At 53.4% G+C, this 17,831-nt stretch carries 10 protein-coding genes; 2 read left to right on the top strand and 8 right to left on the bottom strand.

The window, feature by feature from the left end:
* Positions 1 to 22: 22 nt before the first annotated feature.
* From BLT02_RS12050 to BLT02_RS12035, 4 genes are all read right to left on the bottom strand, one after another.
* Complete coding sequence (locus tag BLT02_RS12050; RefSeq protein ID WP_092995768.1) at positions 23 to 529, bottom strand: cob(I)yrinic acid a,c-diamide adenosyltransferase; 507 nt, start codon at positions 527 to 529, stop codon at positions 23 to 25.
* Positions 530 to 854: 325 nt separating this feature from the next.
* Positions 855 to 2,660, bottom strand: coding sequence for an arginine--tRNA ligase (gene argS, locus BLT02_RS12045; RefSeq protein ID WP_092995765.1), 1,806 nt, complete (start codon positions 2,658 to 2,660; stop codon positions 855 to 857).
* A 287-nt stretch (positions 2,661 to 2,947) separates the two neighbouring features.
* Positions 2,948 to 3,634, bottom strand: coding sequence for an epoxyqueuosine reductase QueH (locus BLT02_RS12040; protein WP_092995761.1), 687 nt, complete (start codon positions 3,632 to 3,634; stop codon positions 2,948 to 2,950).
* 334 nt (positions 3,635 to 3,968) lie between these two features.
* Positions 3,969 to 7,880: a phosphoribosylformylglycinamidine synthase gene (locus BLT02_RS12035; RefSeq protein ID WP_092995758.1), complete on the bottom strand. Its 3,912-nt coding sequence runs from the start codon at positions 7,878 to 7,880 to the stop codon at positions 3,969 to 3,971.
* A 638-nt stretch (positions 7,881 to 8,518) separates the two neighbouring features.
* On the opposite strand from BLT02_RS12035, the gene BLT02_RS12030 reads away from it, so the two are divergent.
* Positions 8,519 to 10,507 (top strand): sodium-translocating pyrophosphatase, encoded by a 1,989-nt coding sequence (locus BLT02_RS12030; RefSeq protein ID WP_092995755.1) that lies wholly within the window; start codon positions 8,519 to 8,521, stop codon positions 10,505 to 10,507.
* Between the two features lie 195 nt (positions 10,508 to 10,702).
* Positions 10,703 to 11,671 carry a phosphate acyltransferase gene (locus BLT02_RS12025; RefSeq protein ID WP_092995752.1) on the top strand — a complete coding sequence of 323 codons (969 nt, stop codon included), beginning with the start codon at positions 10,703 to 10,705 and terminating at the stop codon, positions 11,669 to 11,671.
* A gap of 316 nt (positions 11,672 to 11,987) precedes the next feature.
* Here BLT02_RS12025 and BLT02_RS12020 read toward each other — a convergent pair whose 3' ends face one another.
* The 4 genes from BLT02_RS12020 to glmM form a co-directional block, all read right to left on the bottom strand.
* Entirely contained in the window at positions 11,988 to 13,445 is a 1,458-nt protein-coding gene (locus BLT02_RS12020; protein WP_092995748.1) for a sugar transferase, read from the bottom strand.
* A gap of 146 nt (positions 13,446 to 13,591) precedes the next feature.
* Positions 13,592 to 14,665, bottom strand: coding sequence for a glycosyltransferase family 2 protein (locus BLT02_RS12015; RefSeq protein WP_092995744.1), 1,074 nt, complete (start codon positions 14,663 to 14,665; stop codon positions 13,592 to 13,594).
* Between the two features lie 271 nt (positions 14,666 to 14,936).
* On the bottom strand, positions 14,937 to 16,097 hold the full coding sequence (gene mutY, locus BLT02_RS12010) for an A/G-specific adenine glycosylase (protein WP_242869795.1): 1,161 nt from the start codon (positions 16,095 to 16,097) through the stop codon (positions 14,937 to 14,939).
* A gap of 317 nt (positions 16,098 to 16,414) precedes the next feature.
* On the bottom strand, positions 16,415 to 17,761 hold the full coding sequence (gene glmM, locus BLT02_RS12005; protein WP_092995741.1) for a phosphoglucosamine mutase: 1,347 nt from the start codon (positions 17,759 to 17,761) through the stop codon (positions 16,415 to 16,417).
* Positions 17,762 to 17,831 lie beyond the last annotated feature (70 nt).

Raw genomic sequence — 17,831 nt, 5'->3', positions numbered from 1 at the left:
TAACACAAATAGACACAAAATACTATTCACCGGTATACTTTTTGAAACGAACTGTATTGATCTGGGAGATCTCATCGACAAAGGCACACAGCTCTCCGCTCAGTGAGCGGCCGGTAAAAATGACCTGCGTAAGTCCTCTCTGCTCGACAAGATCCCTGAGTTCATCGATACTGATGATCCCGTTGTCCAGCACGCCAAGGATCTCATCCAGGACCAGAAGATCGCATTCTCCTGTCGAGAGAACTTTTCTGGCAAATCCAAGGCTGTTGCGGATGTTGGAAACATCGTCCTGCTGCTGGTGGGTCGGACGTTCTTCGAAGCTCACTTCCGACTTTTCAAAACGGAAGATCTTGATATCCGGTTCCATCCGTTTGCAGAAGATGGATTCCGCGAATCCCTTTCCCTTCAGAAACTGAATGACGACAGCTGTTTTCCCATCAGCAGCCGCCTGCAGGGCCAGGCCCAGTGCGGCAGCAGTCTTTCCTCTTCCTTCTCCGGAGAAGACGATGAGCTTTCCTTGTTCCTCCATTCGATTACCTCGCGGCAGGATACGGACTCCTGCCAGAATCTATGATCTTAATCATTAATCAATGATCTGAGGGCATGTTATGCCACCCGGCTTCTGCCCTCCCAGCAATTCACCATTTCGCAAAATGGATTACTGTAAACATTATCATGTTTGCCCCGGAATGTAAACCTTCCACCACAATAGCATTGCATAACTATGCATAACTATATGGAACTATGCAAATCCTTACAGGGCTTACAGAGCCTTATATCGCCAGGCTTTACTTCTTATTCTGCAGGCTTTACATTTTGAAGGCTTAAATCCAGAAACCTGAAATTATGAAATCTTACATTCTGTCCGGCGCGGAGAAGCCCAGCACATCTATACACTGCGCGAGGACTCTCTCTGTCAGACTCAAAAGCGCGATCCAGGCTTCCTTCCTGGCAGTGTCCTTTTCGGTAAGGATCCTGGTCGAATGATAGAAAGTGTTAAAGTCGTTGGACAGCTGGTAGATATAGGCGCAGACCCTGTGGGGCGCGCAGTCCGCATAGGCTCCTTCCATCATGGCATTGAAGCCGGCCAGATCCATCATCAGTTTTTTCTCGACGGGTCCCGCAGGCTCTTTCAGCTCAAGGGATGCAGGATCCTTTGCCTGCTGTCCTCTTTCCTGTTCCTGAGCGGCATAGCGCTGCAGGATGGAGCGCATGCGCACGATGGTATACAGGATGTAGGGACCTGTATCTCCCTCAAAGGAAGTGAATTTTTCTATATCAAAGATGTAGTCCTTGGACGCCTGGTTGGAAAGATCTCCGTATTTGAGGGCGGCAAGGGCGACCTGACGCGAGGTCTGTTCCGCTTCCTCTGCCGGGATCTCCGGATTAGTACTGATCTTGGACAGCATTTCCCGGTCGATATCCCCGATCAGGGTCTCGAGGCGCATGACACCTCCTTCACGGGTCTTGAAGGGCTTGCCATCCCTGCCGTTCATCGTCCCGAAGCCGATGTGGACCAGATCTGTGTCGTCCCCGATCAGTCCGCATTTCCTGGCGGCGCGGAAGACCTGGGTGAAATGCAGTTCCTGACGCTTGTCCGTGATATAAATGATCCTGTCCGGATGATACTTTTCCACCCTCTCCTTGATCGTCGCAAGGTCAGTGGTCGTATAGAGGGAAGCCCCGTCAGATTTCAGAACGATACAGGGGGGGATCTCCTTGGAATCCGAATCTTTGGAGACATCCACAACAAGAGCGCCCTGACTCTCATAGGCGCAGCCGTCCTCTTTCATTTTGCTGACCATCCCGGGGATGATCCCGTGCACACTGGCCTCACCGTTCCAGAGATCAAAGGAGACGTTCAGGTTCTCGTAATTGCGCTTCATATCCGCCACGGAGACCGCAACGATCTTCTGCCACAGAGCATACAGGCCCCGCTCCCCGTCCTGCAGGCGTCTGGTATTGTCCATCGCCTCCGCATAATAAGCGGGATCTTCCTTGGATTTCGCACTGGCAAAAGGATAGATCTCTTCCAGAGCAGATACTGTGAAAGGGGCTTCCTCAGGATATTCCCCTTTAAAATCGGGATCAAAATAGGGCAGATCCGGCATCCTCTTTTTCAGCTCTGTAATGACAAGGCCCATCTGCAGGCCCCAGTCGCCCAAATGAATATCCCCGATGACATCCTCTCCATGAAATCGCGCGATCCGCTTGACTGCTTCTCCGATCACTGCGCTGCGCAGATGCCCTACATGCAGTGGCTTGGCCACATTGGGTCCGCCGTAGTCGATGATGATCTTTTCCGGCTTTTCGGGAAGCGGCATGCCGAGCCTGCTGTCGGCTTTCATTTCGTTCAGATACGCCTTGAGGAAACTTTCCTGGACATCCAGGTTCAAAAAGCCGGGCTTTACGACTTCCGCCTTTGAAAAGACAGAGGAGCCTGCGCCTTCATTTTTTTCTGCCAGCGCTTTTGCCACATCCTCCGCGATCATAAAAGGCGCTTTCCGGTAGCGTTTGGCCCCGGCCATGGCCCCGTTGCACTGATATTCACACAGATCCGGGCGGTTGGAGACAGTCACCCTGCCTAGTGCTCCGTCATACCCTGCTGCCTCAAAGGCTGATGCCATTTCCTTAGATATCTGATTCAGAAACTGCTCCAAATGTATACCTCCTCTTATCCTGCTTTCCGCGATGAATCATCTCCCGCTGTCGGCGATGAATCATCATCCAGGATATGCCGGCATCCTGTACCCGCTGTGCAGAGCATCTGCTCTGACCGGCGGCATTTTTCGTGAAACCGGCTTTTTTTCTTTATAAGTTATTAATATTCCTATAACTTTAAGATAATGTCAAAAACCCCCCGTTTTGTCAAGGGGATGCCCGGCCGGTGTGAGTCAGGCGGGTGTAAGGATGTCAGGAAATATGACTGGAAATGTTTTTATTTCATTCAAGACTTGCCCGCGAGTCTCTGTGAGAAAACACAGCCGCAGTAGTTCTGCCTGTAAAGGTCGAATTCTTTTGACAGCTCGATCGACCGCTTATAGCCATCCTTTTTTTTGAAGTCGGAGGGCAGCCAGCTGACGCCGTATTCCTCAGCCATACGCTGTCCGATCTCGTTAAGTTTCATCGCGTTTTTAAGAGGACTGATGGTAAGAGTCGTGGTAAAGTAATCAAACCTGCCAAGAGAATGCCCGATCCCGGCGGCAGCCCTGGCACTGGCCCGCAGCCTCATCTCGAAACAGACTGAGCACCTGTCTCCGCCTTCGGGGCAGTCCTCCAGTCCCTGCACAGCAGCAAACCAGGCCTCAGGATCATAAGGGGCCTCCAGGATCCCGATCCGTTTTGCGGCAGGAGACGAATGCATGCCTGTAAAGTCCTGGATCTCCACCTGCCTGTTATAGGCTTCGATCAGCCTCTTCTCCTCCATGAGACGTTTTTCATACTCCTCTGATACCGTAATATTGGGGTTATAGTAAAAAACCGTCAGCGCAAAATACTCCCTCAGGTACTCCATCACATGGCTGGAACAGGGCGCGCAGCAGCTGTGCAGGAGCAGGCGGGGAACATCCTTCTGACCGGCGCTTATTCTCTTTATGATCTTTTCCGTTTCTCTGCTGAAATTCGTTTTCTGCATATTTTCACTCTTAACTGCGGCGTTTTCACTCTTTAACGCACTAAATCTTATTTCTAAATTATGTTCGTATTTATTACAATATTTATAATGTTAACCCGATTTATAATGTTAACCCGTTTATTCTTTTATACTTGTTCCTGCTTTTATTACTGCTCTTTTCGGAAAATTTTGAACCTTCGATAAAAAAGAAGGGGCGGTTCGGAGACAGGAGACGGTTCGGAAACACAGAACCATCCCCTGTCTCCAAACCACCCCCTTCCGAACCGTCCCTGTCTACTAAACGTCACTGGTTTTCGGACAGTCTGTCCCGGGTTTTTAGATTTCGGTCTGTTCTTTAACGGAAGTATTTCACGCCGGCCTCAAACAGGCGCATATCCTGATTGCCTTCAATATTGAGGTTGACGTACTGGCCGCTGCGTTCGCAGTGGACCATTTTGCCGAATACGCGGCCGTCGGGAGAGGTGATCCCTTCGATTGCGGCGTAGGAGCCGTTGATGTTCCACTCTTCGTCCATGGAGACATTTCCGTCGGGGTCGCAGTAACGGGTCGCGATCTGGCCGTTTGCCTCAAGTTTCCTGATCCATTCGTCGGTGGCGACGAAGCGTCCCTCGCCGTGGGAGGCGGGGTTGACATAGACGCCGCCGGGCTCTGCGAGGGCGAGCCAGGGAGATTTATTGCTGCACACCTTCGTATAAGCCATTTTAGAGATGTGGCGGCCGATGGTGTTGTAGGTCAGGGTCGGCGACTGCTCGTCCTGGCCGGTGATGGCACCGTTGGGAACAAGACCGAGCTTGATCAGGGCCTGGAAGCCGTTGCAGATTCCCAGGACAAGGCCGTCGCGCTTGTCGAGAAGGTCGCGGACAGCCTCCTCGATAACAGCGTTCCTGAAAGCGGTGGCAAAGAACTTCGCGCTGCCGTCCGGTTCGTCGCCGGCGGAAAAGCCGCCGGGGAACATGATGATCTGAGCCTTGCTGATCTCCTCCGCATAGGCTTTGGCGGAATCGCGGATATCCTGGGCGGTGAGATTCGTGAACACACGGGTAACAGTCCTGGCGCCCGCGCGCTCAAATGCGGCGGCGGTGTCATATTCACAGTTGGTGCCGGGGAAGACCGGAATGAAGACGGTCGGCCGGGCGATCTTGTTGGTACAGACAGCGATCTGTCCGCCGGTATAGACCGGGGCCTCCACTGCTGCTTCCTTATGGGCACCCGAATAGAGGGGAGCGTCAAAGGCGACCGCATCGTCGGCACTCTTGGAAGGGAACACTTTCTCCAGGGGGCGCTTCCAGGCTGCCAGCATCTCCTCGAGAGGGATCCGGGCTCCGCGCCATGAAAAGACGGCATTCTCTTTCCCGGTCACGGTGCCTACAACATGCCAGTCGAAACCTTCCGCATCGGAGACAGCGACGAGGTCGTCCGGAGACATCTCGACCAGAAGATCGCCCATGGCATTTTTGAACAGGTCCACCAGGCGGAGTTTCTCAATGAAATTGATACCGAATCCGTTGCCGAAAGCCATTTTCGCGGCTGCCGGAAGGATTCCGTATCCGTCCAGGGCATAGGCGGCGCAGATCTTTCCTTCCTTCATGAGGGAGGAGACCATTTCATACATATGGGTGACATCGTCGTAGACCGGGACGTCGAATTCGTCCTTTTCGATGCAGAGCTGGACGAGAATATCACCCGCCCTCTTGAGTTCAGGAGTCACGATCTCGCCGGCCTTCGCCACGTCGACAGCGAAGGAAACGAGGGTGGGCGGAACGTCGATGTCAATGCCCTCTTCGCGGAAGGTTCCGGACATGGAGTCCTTGCCGCCGATGGAGGCGAGGCCGAAGCCGATCTGGGCATCATAAGCTCCCAGGAGGGCGGAGAAGGGCTGGCTCCAGCGGGCAGGATCCTCCGACATGCGGCCGAAATATTCCTGGAAGGTAAAGTGCAGGTTTCTGTAATCACCGCCGGAGGCCACGATCCTGGACATGGACTGGACAACGGCATAGATCGCCCCGTGGTAGGGACTCCAGGAGGAGAGATATGGATCGAAGCCATAGCTCATCATTGAGACCGTATCCGTCCTGCCGTGGAGGACAGGGAGCTTCGCTGTCATGGCCTGAGCGGGCGTGAGCTGATAGCGGCCGCCGTAGGGCATCGTGACAGTCGCGGCTCCGATGCTGGAGTCAAACATCTCCACAAGGCCCTTCTGGGAACAGACGTTGAGGTCGGACAGGGAGGCTTTTACCGCATCGGCAAAGAAAGGCCCGGATACGTCTTCCTGGTCCGGCTGGTCATTTCTGGCTTCTTTTTCTCCCTTCAGGATCTCCCCGACCTTTGTCGACGCGATCTTGTGGAAATAATTGTCCTCTTCCGAGGGCATCAGGACCTCCACATCTGTTTCCTGATGGGCGCCGTTGGTATCAAGAAACGCGCGGGCTATGTCCACGATGGGTCTGCCGCGCCATTTCAGGACCAGACGGGGTTCTTCCGTGACATGGGCCAGGGGAGTCGCCTCGAGGTTCTCCTGGGCTGCATAGGCCAGGAACTGCTTCTCATCTTCCGGAGCGACAACTACAGCCATACGCTCCTGGGATTCGGAGATAGCCAGCTCGGTGCCGTCCAGGCCCTCATATTTTTTCGGGACGAGGTCGAGGTTTACTTCAAGACCGTCGGCAAGCTCGCCGATCGCGACAGAGACACCGCCCGCTCCGAAGTCATTGCACTTTTTGATCATGTGCGAGACCTCGGGTCTGCGGAAGAGACGCTGGAGCTTGCGCTCTGTGGGGGCATTGCCCTTCTGGACCTCAGCGCCGCAGGTAGTCAGGGACTCCTGGGTGTGGGCCTTTGAGGAACCTGTGGCGCCGCCTATGCCGTCGCGCCCGGTGCGGCCTCCAAGCAGGATGATCACATCGCCGGGAGCCGGACGAAGCCGCTGGACATTCTCACGGGCCGCGGCGCCCATGACAGCGCCGATCTCCATGCGCTTGGCCAGATAGCCGGGATGATAGATCTCCGTCACCTGTCCGGTGGCCAGGCCGATCTGGTTGCCATAGCTGGAATAGCCGTCTGCCGCCCCGATGACCAGTTTTTTCTGGGGAAGCTTACCGGGGATCGTTTCGGACACGGGGACCGTGGGGTCCGCTGCGCCCGTCACGCGCATGGCCTGATAGACATAGCCGCGTCCGGAGAGCGGGTCGCGGATCGCGCCTCCCAGGCAGGTGGCTGCGCCGCCGAAGGGTTCGATCTCCGTCGGGTGGTTGTGGGTCTCGTTTTTAAAGAAGACCAGCCATTCCTCTGTCCGGGGGCCGTCGCCGTAGTCGACTTCGATCGGGACGACGACAGAACAGGCATTATTCTCCTCCGATTCCTCCATATCCGTGAGCTTGCCGTCCGCCTTGAGCTTCTTCATTCCCATCAGCGCCAGGTCCATCAGGCAGACCGGCTTGTCAGTGCGGCCGGCGTACAGTTCCTGCCGTGTATCGGTATAGCTCTGGAAAGTGGTCTCGATCGGAGTCCTGTAATAACCGTCTTCAAATTCGATATTTTTAAGCTCTGTGGAAAAAGTCGTGTGGCGGCAGTGGTCGGACCAGTAGGTGTCCAGAACACGGATCTCCGTGATGGTGGGGTCACGGTGTTCTTTCCCCGCAAAATACTCCTGGATAAAGGCAAAATCAGCATAGGTCATGGCCAGTCCGAGAGAATCATACAGAGCGCGGAGCGCAGCGGCGTCCATAGTTGTAAAGCCTTCAAAAACCAGGACATCTTCAGGTTCGGGATAGTCCGTCCTCAGTGTCAGGGGCTTTTCCATACCGGTCTCACGCGAGTCCACGGGGTTGATGCAGTAGGCCTTAATGCGGCCGACTTCCTCCTCCGTTAAACCACCCTCCAGCAGATAGGTGACAGCTGTATGCACTACAGGTTTTTCCTCTTCATTGAGGAACTGAAGGCACTGCTCCGCGCTGTCCGCGCGCTGGTCAAACTGTCCGGGGAGCGCCTCAACGGAAAAAACGGCCGTGTTTTCAGGAATAAGGATCTCTTCGCGGTACAGTGTGTCTACAGGCGGCTCGGAGAAAACAGTCCGGCAGCCCTTTTCAAAAGTCTCGTCCGAGATATTCTCCACATCGTACCGGATGAGGATCCGTACGTTTTTGATCTTCTCTATTCCCAAAAAGCCTTTTATGTCTTCCTTAAGCTGCTTCGCCGCAACGGCAAATGGCTCCTTCTTTTCGACGTATACGCGTCTTACACCGTTCATCCTCTTCTCTCTTTCCGGAGCAAAAACATGTGGAAACGACCGCAGCGCAGGTGTTTGTGCGCACAGCCCGCAAGATCTGTGCTGCTCCTTCAGCAGATCCCGCCTCCCTGACACCGGGTCAGACAGGCATTCCTTTGAGATCATCTATTTTTAAATGACATGTCCTGCAACTTTCGTTACAGTTCAGACCGCCTCGAAACCTGAGGCCTTTGTGTCTGGACAGTAACCAACTGTCTGTCACATTATAGCATAGCTTTAAAAAAAATACAGAACGTTCCGTGATTGCATGTTAAAATATCCTGTGTAAAAAATAACTGAAAAGCTTCCGGGGTTCTTTTTACAATAATATGTTAACTCAGGGGCTTTTTTCTGTTATTATAATATTATCTGACTACCAAGGAAAAGATTACAGAACATCGGAGAATGGACGGATGATTTTTTGAAGGGGGAACAGAAATCATGCGCCCGGATCCGATGCAGTCCGTGTCTGCTCCGGATGCGTGTTTTATCAGTTGTCAGATAGCCACACAGACCGTTACAGGCCCGGGTCCTGCGACTCACATCTGCACCGCCTGACCTGTAACTGCAGACCATGCTGCCAGAAACATCATAATAATGAAAATGGGAGGTAAATTGTTATGGGAGCATTTCCGTTCCTGGCTCCAATCTTCGGAGTCCTGGCACTGTTGTTCGCGTTTTTCCTGGTCCAGAAGGTTAACCGGCAGGATGCAGGAACTGACCGCATGATTGAGATCTCTGACTACATCCACGAGGGCGCCAGGGCCTTTCTGATGGCGGAGTACCGGATCCTCGTCTTCTTTGTCGTGATCCTGTTCGTCCTCATCGGATTCGGCATCAATTGGATCACAGCCTACTGCTTCCTCGTCGGCGCCGTCTTCTCCACCGCGGCAGGTTTTATCGGTATGAACGTTGCCACCAGAGCTAACGTCCGCACCGCTGCAGCCGCCAAGGATCACGGCATGAACGCGGCTCTTTCCGTCGCCTTCTCCGGCGGCGCTGTCATGGGCATGAGCGTTGTAGGCTTCGGTCTCTTCGGCGCAGGCCTCATTTATATGGTCACCGGAAATCCGGATTTCCTGTCCGGCTTTTCCCTGGGAGCTTCCTCCATCGCGCTGTTTGCGCGTGTGGGCGGCGGCATTTATACCAAAGCGGCTGACGTCGGCGCCGACCTGGTCGGTAAAGTCGAAGCCGGTATCCCTGAGGACGACCCCCGTAACCCCGCCGTTATCGCTGATAACGTCGGCGACAACGTCGGCGACGTCGCCGGCATGGGCGCTGACCTGTTTGAGTCCTATGTCGGTTCCATTGTCTCCGCCATCACTCTCGGTGTCGTTTCCTATCAGTTGACGGGCGGCTTCTTCCCGCTCATCATCGCTTCCCTCGGCATTGCGGCCTCCATTCTCGGCTGCTTCTTCGTCAAGGGCGATGAAAATTCCAACCCCCACAAGGCCCTGAAGGCAGGCAGCTACACTTCAGCCGCCATCGTGATCATCGGTTCCCTTGCTCTGAGCTGGTATTTCTTCCATACCATGCGTCCGGCCTTCTCCATCATCTTCGGTCTTGTGGTCGGTCTTATCATCGGTATCGTGACCGAGATCTACACCTCCGGTGATTATCGTTTCGTCAAGAAGATCGCACAGCAGTCCGAGACCGGCCCCGCGACCACCGTCATCAGCGGTATCGCGGTCGGCATGCAGTCCACTGCTATCCCGATCCTCCTGATCTGCATCGGCATCATCGGTGCTTTCCTCTCCAGCGGTCTGTACGGCATCGCTCTGGCAGCCGTCGGCATGCTCTCCACGACCGGCATTACGGTCGCGGTCGACGCCTACGGCCCCATCGCTGACAACGCCGGCGGTATCGCCGAGATGTCCCGTCTTCCTTCCCGCGTCCGTAAGATCACGGACCGTCTGGATGCAGTCGGAAATACCACAGCGGCTATGGGCAAAGGCTTCGCCATCGGCTCCGCAGCCCTCACCGCGCTGGCCCTCTTCGTCTCCTATGCACAGGCAGTCAACCTGTTTGAGACCGGTATCGACCTTCTCGACTACAAGGTCATCGTCGGTCTGTTCCTCGGAGGCATGCTTCCTTTCCTCTTCTCCGCGCTGACCATGGATTCCGTTTCCAAGGCTGCCTATAAGATGATCGAGGAAGTCCGCCGCCAGTTCCGTACCATCCCCGGCATCCTTGAAGGAACCGGCAAGCCTGACTACACCACCTGTGTGGCCATCTCCACTCAGGCTGCTCTTAAGGAAATGCTCGTTCCCGGCATCATGGCGGTCGTAGCGCCTCTGCTGGTCGGCATCGTCCTTGGCCCCACCGCCCTCGGCGGACTTCTGGCCGGCTCCCTGGTCACCGGCGTCATGCTGGCCATCTTCATGTCCAACTCCGGCGGCGCATGGGATAACGCAAAGAAATATGTTGAAGAAGGCCATAACGGCGGCAAGGGCAGCGACACGCACCACGCCACCGTCGTCGGCGATACCGTAGGCGACCCCTTCAAGGATACCTCCGGTCCTTCCATCAACATCCTGATCAAGCTCATGACTGTCGTCGCGCTTGTCTTCGCGCCTCTGTTCCTGCAGTTCGGCGGCCGCCTGTTCTGATTCTGATTGATTATTTCGGACAACTGCACTGATCCTGATCAGACATATCTGCCGGTCCCGGCGGCATTCTGACAGTGCAGATCCGGGAGGTTCAACAATTTCCAAAGAGAGCCGGTATGGTCTTTGCCGGATAAGTCCTTCAGCAGGACCTCTTCCGGCTCTCTGCCGTGACATACTATGGAGTAAAATGAATTTATGAATAACAGCATTGCAAATATTATCAAAGATGTCCCTGAGTTCCAGGTCATGGTAGAGAAGGCTCAGGAGCGCACAGTGGGCAAGCCCATCCGCGTGGCGATTGCAGCCGCAGATTCAGAAAACATCCTGAAGGGTGTCTTTATGGCGCAGGAGGACGGTTTCGTCGAGCCCATCCTGGTCGGCAGCTACAAAAAGATCAACGAAGTTCTGGAGAAGATTGGCGCGAAAGACCGCAAGTACGACATCCACCCGCTCGACAACGATACGAACAAGGTGCAGTACTCCATTGACATGATCAAATCCGGCAACGCGGACATGCTCATGCGTGGCAATACTCAGACCAGAGACTTCCTGCTTCCTGTCCTGCACAAAACCAACCACCTGATCCGCCCCGGCAGGATCCTGACTCATGTCGTCATGCTCAAGATTCCGACCTACCATAAGCTTCTCGCCTTATCGGACGTCACCCTTCTGGTCCATCCCTCCATCGAGCAGCGCAAAGAGGTCGTGCGCAACATGGTCGACGCACTCCATGTTTTTGGCGTCAAGAATCCCAACATCGCTCTCCTCTCCCTGATCGAGAAGCCCGCTTTCCACATGAAGGATACCGTCGAGGCACAGACGATCATCATCGATCACAAGGATTCCCCGATCGCTCCCTGCAACCTGGTCGGACCGATCCCGTGGGATCTGATCATCAACAAGGAAGCCGCCCGCCTCAAAGGCTTCGACAATCCCGCCTGCGGCGAATTCGACGGCGTCGCCGTGCAGAATCTGATGAACGGCAACCTCATCGTCAAGGTTCTGATGACCAGCTGCGGAGCTCACAACTGCGGCGTTCTGATCGGAGCCAATATCCCGATCGCTATCACCGGCCGAAGTGAGTCACCGGAAGAGTCCTATCTCTCCCTGGCTGCCTGCGCCGCTATGAATGCTTCCCCGATCCGCGACAGATACTTTGGCTGATCCGGGTCCGCTTAAGAAAAAATCCTGAATATTCTGATCCGCTTACAGGGATCCATTTTACAGGGATTCATTTATGAAGGAAAAAAGTCCCGCCGGGCAGCCTGGTGCTGTGCGGCGGGATTTTTTTATTATCAGAACTTTATTTTCAGAATTTCATACTTGTGGCCATGGGCGGGTGCCCGCAAACATATATGAATAAACTACGCGCTGCTCCGCGCCACGGGCGCTCTCGCGTCGCTCCAACCATTCGGAATCCATTCGTTTTGCACGAAAAGCGCGCGCAAAATGGCTCCCTTCCTCGTGTTTGGACGCCTGCCTACTCTGCTCCTTCATGCTTGAGGACAACGGAGACTGTCTTTAACAGGATCTGGAAATCCAGCTCCGGGCTCCAGTTCTGGATATATTCCCGGTCGAGCCTGACGACTTCCTCGAAATCAGTGATCTCGCTCCGTCCGCTGATCTGCCACAGACCGGTGATACCTGGCTTGATGCTCATACGCACCCGGTGGTGCAGATCATATTTCTCCCATTCATCCACAGTCGGAGGCCTGGTCCCTACCAGGCTCATTTCGCCCTTCAGCACATTCCAGAACTGGGGAAATTCGTCCAGGGACGTACGGCGGATAAAATTGCCGATCCCGGCCGGCCGGCCGTTTTTGTCCTTTTTCTCACTTCCTATGATCCTCGGATCATCGTCCATCTTGAACATCATTCCGTCCTGGATCTTATTCTGTTCCATGAGGGCTTTTTTGCGTTCCTCGGCGTCCATGTACATGCTTCTGAACTTGTACATTCTGAACTGCTTTCCGTTTTTACCTATGCGAACCTGGGTAAAAAAGATCGGTCCCGGAGACTTCATATAGATCATCGGCGCGATAAAGATAAAAATGATCCCTGTCAGAATACAGCCGACGATCCCGCCGGCGATATCGACGGCTCTCTTGAAGGCCAGCTCGCGAATCGAGACGATCCGGAGGCTGTTGGTCAGCACCTTGTAATTGCCGATCTTTTCGACCTCCTGGGTGCCCCACCTGTTTTCATTGAGGGCGGAGATACAGTAATGCACAGTAATTCCCATATTGAGCAGGGAATCGACCATCTCGATCGGGTAGGGCAGGTTGTCCGGCTGGTATAAAAAGACTTCATCCACCCAGTTGCGGCCGATATAGAAAAGGATATTTTCTCCCCTGCCCAGGACCGGTATGCCGCTCATCTCCTTGACATCCGCTGAGGCCTGATCCATAAGGATGATCCCCGAGATGAAGTAATCGTGGAAGGAATTGTCGGAGAGGTTTTTGATCACCTCATCGACCAGCCGGCTGGAGGTGATCACCATCAGTGAACGCTGGCCTTTACTGTCCTTGCGAGTCCCGAGCACGCGGCGTTTATTAGCCTGCCGCACAATGAGCGAAACGATAAAGAACATCACCGCGGTCAGGCCTGTCTGCAGTCGGGAGATCATATAGATCTGGTGTACAGAGAACAGGTAGACCAGGTTCAGCAGTTCAACCGACAGCAGATAGCGAAAGACACTGGTCACTTCCGCCGCTGTCCCCCTCCGCAGAATGTTTTTATAACTCTCTGAAAAAAGAACAACGATGAGCTGACAGATCAGATAAACGATCGCCTGATAGCGGTACAGGACGATCCGGTAAGGATTGGAAATTCCCCGCAGGATCCAGAAGCTCACAATATAGCACAGCTGAAAGACCACCAGATCCAGAATCATGAAGTCCAGGTGCTTCAGCCAGCCCTTTTTTTCTTTTTTATACATAAAAGACTCTCCCGGTGTCAGGCAGGTTAAGTGCGGCACTGCCCGGTCGACAGTCTCATTACTTTGAGATCCGTCAACCCAAAACTGTTATTGTCAGAATACATAAGGATCTGACAGATGATACTGTCAGTTGGCAGATAAAACCGTCAGTTGAAATTAAAGAGTCTCTGCGCGACCAGATAGCAGCCGGAAACTGCCTTCATGGCAGCTTTGTTCCTGGAATTCATAGCCATTCCCAGCGGCCGCCTGCGCATCTTTTTCCACAGATTCTCATCCTTCTTCTTTAAGTAATCCCAGATCTCATCCCGAATCTGGAGATGTTCCGGTTTGCCGGACCGGATGGCCAGGACGGAAGTGATGGTTGTGATGATCTCGAGATAGTTGAACATGTACTGTTTCAGAATCGGTTCTCTTCCAATCCTGTCCACGTTTGCAGGATCCGTATAATAGTCGATCATATTGCGGTTGACTCTCGCCTGCTGGTCCAGCCTTTTGATCATCACTGACTCGTGGACAGACTGGTCATCCCTGCCTATGAAGTAATAGTAAAAATCCACATCGAGATAATAGATCCTGGAAACATAGGGGAGCGGATCAAAGACATAAATATTGTCCACGTAAAATGTGTGCTCGGGGAGCCTGAGGCCGCTCTCCCGGAGCATCTGCGTACGGAAAATAACGGAATGCATCAGGATATATTTTCCAACCGGGAAATGTCTGGCCTCCGTCCAGTCAAAAACCCTGTTCTGAGGGAGGCATTTCCTGTATTCCATGACCTTGTGGCGGTTCTGGTCTTCCTTATTGTAGACAAAATTCGAAATGAGAAGGTCGATCGGCTCTTCCCTCTCTTCCTCTTCTTCCGCGGCGGCAGTCTCCCCTCCCTCCACGGCACTGAAGCGGCGCAGCACATCCAGAATACTTCTGTAAGCAGACGCTCTCACCTTGTCGTCACTGTCCACCACCTTGAAATAGAGACCGGAAGCATTTTCTATACCTGTGTTGACTGCTCCGCCGTGTCCCTTGTTGATCTGGTGGATCGCGCGTACGATCCCGGGATGTTCTTTTTCCAGGCGGTCAGCGATCTCTGCCGTCCGGTCCGAAGAACCGTCATCGATGATAAGGATCTCCACTTCCTCCCCGCCAATCAGCAGAGACCGGATGCAGTTTTCCATATATCCTTCTGAGTTGTAACACGGAACAGCGATCGATAACAGTTTCATAGTATTTTTACGGTTCCAAGGCTCATGATCATAATCATGAGAAAAGAACCGGTCTCCTTTCTTAATGCATATTTCTGTATATTTAAAAATAAAAACTAAAGCAGTATGTAGTATACCCTGACACTATATTATACCACAAATAGAGTATTAATGGATAATAATTGCAAAAACAGGACACAAAATGACACTGGGAGGTATAAAAGGAGATTACAGCGCTGTTTGTTCAGACCGGTGCAGATGCAGGGCGGCGATTTAATGAACTTCTTTTGCTTCACTGGCCCCTTTTATAGTCAAGAGAGTTAAGAGAAGCCAGGTAGACGCTGTAAGCACTGGGGATGGCGTATTTATTCTGGAGGTCGCTGACTTCTGCCATCAGAGTAGTTTGTTTTTTTGCGCCGGACTTCCAGTCAGCTGCAAGAGGTTCAGGAAAGCTTCCTGCTGTGATCAGAAAGCCGTGCATCAGCCATTCCCTGTGGGTAAAAATGTGTCTGGACTCAGGGAGTACTGTGATCCGCAGGGGTTCAAGACCGCAGGAGGAGGAATAGGATAATGCTTTCCTGAGAGCCTCATCGGCGGTCAGCCATCCCTCTTCATTGGGAAATTCCCACATACCTGCGAGCAGTCCTTTCGGAGGACGTTTGCGGAGCAGGATCCTGTTTTCACTTTGGATGACGAGGATCGTTCTCTTTTCCTTCCTGCGTTCTTTTTTGACGGGCAGGACGGGAAGAGAGCGGCTGCGGCCTGCAGCAAAGGCCAGGCAGAAAGGTCTCAAGGGGCAGGATGAGGGATCATCCAGACACACCGGTCCTTCCCTGGGTGTGCAGATCCCTGCTCCCAGATCCATGAGGGCCTGGTTAAAATCCCCGGGCCGGTCTTCCGGCATCATTTCCAGATAGAACCTTTCAGCAGATCTCATGGCGGCAGGCTTTCGGACATCCTCCTCATAGAGGGTAAGGCGGGAAAAGATGCGGAGCAGATTTCCGTCTATGGCCGGCACCTTCTCTCCAAAAGCGATCGATGCGACCGCCGCCGCGGTATAAGCCCCTATCCCCGGAAGCTTCTTCAATTCTGCTGATGTGCCGGGCATCCGGCCTTCATAGCGGGATACAATCTCCTGCGCCGCCAGCCTGAGGTTCCTCGCCCTGCTGTAATAGCCGAGCCCTTCCCAGAGTTTCAGGCAGGTATCTTCATCCGCTTCAGCAAGGGTCCTGACATCGGGCAGGCTGTCCAGAAACCGCCTGTAATAGCCCTTCACCGCTTCCACCCGGGTCTGCTGCAGCATGATCTCCGAGATCCAGACATGATAGGGTGACGGGTCCTCTCTCCAGGGAAGGCTTCTGCGGTTCTTGTCATACCATTCCAGGAGCTTTCTGCCTGCCTCTGCCCTGTCAGCCCCGGAAGGCGGTTTTTCTATTCTCAAATCATTTCCCAATTATTGTTATTTCCCTCACTGGATAATTTCTGTTTCTCTCACTTGCATTCTCTTCACTTGCAGCCCCGTCGGGTCCCAGGACTAAAGTTACAGGTATAGCCCGATAACAATAAGATTCAAGACTCGCTCGCTAGTCTTGCGCGCCGAATGCAGGTTTCCTTTTTTTACACGCATATCCCCTGTTTAGAGTTACGGTTATAGTTCATTGAATAATAACGTAAGTATAAAACAGCGGGATATCTTCCAGCGGCCAGGGCCGGGCAGACATCCCGCATAGTTGTTAGTTGATGATTTTTCAGCAGCTGAACTCTCAGATCTTAATCCAGATGTCCCTTATCACGGATCACGTCGATCACTGAATCCACGTATTTCTCGCATATTTCATCCGATCCCGCTTCGACCATGACACGGATCACAGGCTCTGTGCCGCTCTCGCGGACAAGGATACGTCCTTCGTCACCCAGCTTCTTGCCGACTTCCAGGACCTTGAGCTGGACATCGGGGTCGTTCTGGGCATCCGGTTTGGATTTGACACGGACGTTCTTCAAAACCTGGGGATAGAAGACAACCGGGGCGGCCAGCTCGCTGAGGGGCTTGCCCTTGGCCAGCATGACTTCCATCATCTTAAGGGAAGTCAGGATACCGTCGCCTGTCGTAGCGTATTTGGTAAAGATGATATGGCCGCTCTGCTCACCGCCGATGCGGTGTCCATTCTGGACCATGTTCTCATAGACATACTTGTCGCCGACCTTGGTCTTCTCATAGTTGATCCCGACTTTGTCAAGAGCCTTGTAGAGACCAAAATTGCTCATCACGGTAGTGACGATCGTGTTGTTGATCAGCTTGTCGCGCTCTTTCATATACAGGCCGTAGATATAGAGGATATGATCGCCGGTGATCACATTGCCCTTTTCATCCACACACAGGCACCTGTCCGCGTCGCCGTCATAGGCAAAACCGACATCCAGGCCTTTTTCCACGACAAATTTCTGCAGATGCTCGATATGCGTGCTCCCGCAGTCGGTGTTGATATTGGTGCCGTCAGGTTCCGCATTGATGACATAGGTCTTTGCGCCCAGAGCATCGAAAACACCCTTGGCGATGGACCATGCGGCGCCGTTCGCCACATCGAGGCCGACCTTCTTGTCCTTGAAGCTGAACTTGCTCATCGAGATCAGGTAACCGATATACCTGTTCCGTCCGGAGACATAGTCCACAGTACGACCGATCTCCTCACCGGTGGCAAGAGGGATCTTGACCTCTCCGTCGATATAGGCCTCGACCTTCAGGATGGTCTCCTCGTCCATCTTTTCCCCATAGGAATTAAGCAGCTTGATGCCGTTGTCGTAGAAGGGGTTATGAGAGGCCGAGATCATGATTCCGCAGTCAAAATCATCGACGCGGGTAATGTAGGCTACGGAGGGAGTCGTGGTTACATGCATGATATAGGCATCAGCGCCGGAAGCCATGAGGCCTGTGCAGAGCGCGTACTCAAACATGTAGCTGGACCTTCTTGTATCCTTGCCGATGACTACTTTAGCCTTCTTATCAAGCCTGGAGCCATAGTACCAGCCAAGAAAACGCCCGATCTTGATCGCATGCTCGTAATTCAGGGCCTTGTTCGCTTCGCCGCGGAAGCCGTCTGTTCCGAAATATTTACCCATTTTTTTCTCCAAATAGAAGCGGTTTTCAATTTATTCTTCATCGCGCAATAACCATGGCTTCAGCCGTGGG

This window comes from Sarcina sp. DSM 11001, assembly GCF_900101015.1.
GTDB lineage: Bacteria > Bacillota > Clostridia > Lachnospirales > Lachnospiraceae > CAG-791.
Note: the sequence above shows the minus strand (reverse complement) of the source record. Positions and strands in the feature narration are given on the sequence as shown.

Excerpts from the sequence above, each read along its gene's own strand:
- BLT02_RS12050 (WP_092995768.1), bottom strand. The coding sequence starts at position 529 with ATGGAGGAACAAGGAAAGCTCATCGTCTTCTCCGGAGAAGGAAGAGGA.
- BLT02_RS12040 (WP_092995761.1), bottom strand. The coding sequence starts at position 3,634 with ATGCAGAAAACGAATTTCAGCAGAGAAACGGAAAAGATCATAAAGAGA.
- BLT02_RS12035 (WP_092995758.1), bottom strand. The coding sequence starts at position 7,880 with ATGAACGGTGTAAGACGCGTATACGTCGAAAAGAAGGAGCCATTTGCC.
- BLT02_RS12030 (WP_092995755.1), top strand. The coding sequence starts at position 8,519 with ATGGGAGCATTTCCGTTCCTGGCTCCAATCTTCGGAGTCCTGGCACTG.
- BLT02_RS12025 (WP_092995752.1), top strand. The coding sequence starts at position 10,703 with ATGAATAACAGCATTGCAAATATTATCAAAGATGTCCCTGAGTTCCAG.
- BLT02_RS12020 (WP_092995748.1), bottom strand. The coding sequence starts at position 13,445 with ATGTATAAAAAAGAAAAAAAGGGCTGGCTGAAGCACCTGGACTTCATG.
- BLT02_RS12015 (WP_092995744.1), bottom strand. The coding sequence starts at position 14,665 with ATGAAACTGTTATCGATCGCTGTTCCGTGTTACAACTCAGAAGGATAT.
- glmM (WP_092995741.1), bottom strand. The coding sequence starts at position 17,761 with ATGGGTAAATATTTCGGAACAGACGGCTTCCGCGGCGAAGCGAACAAG.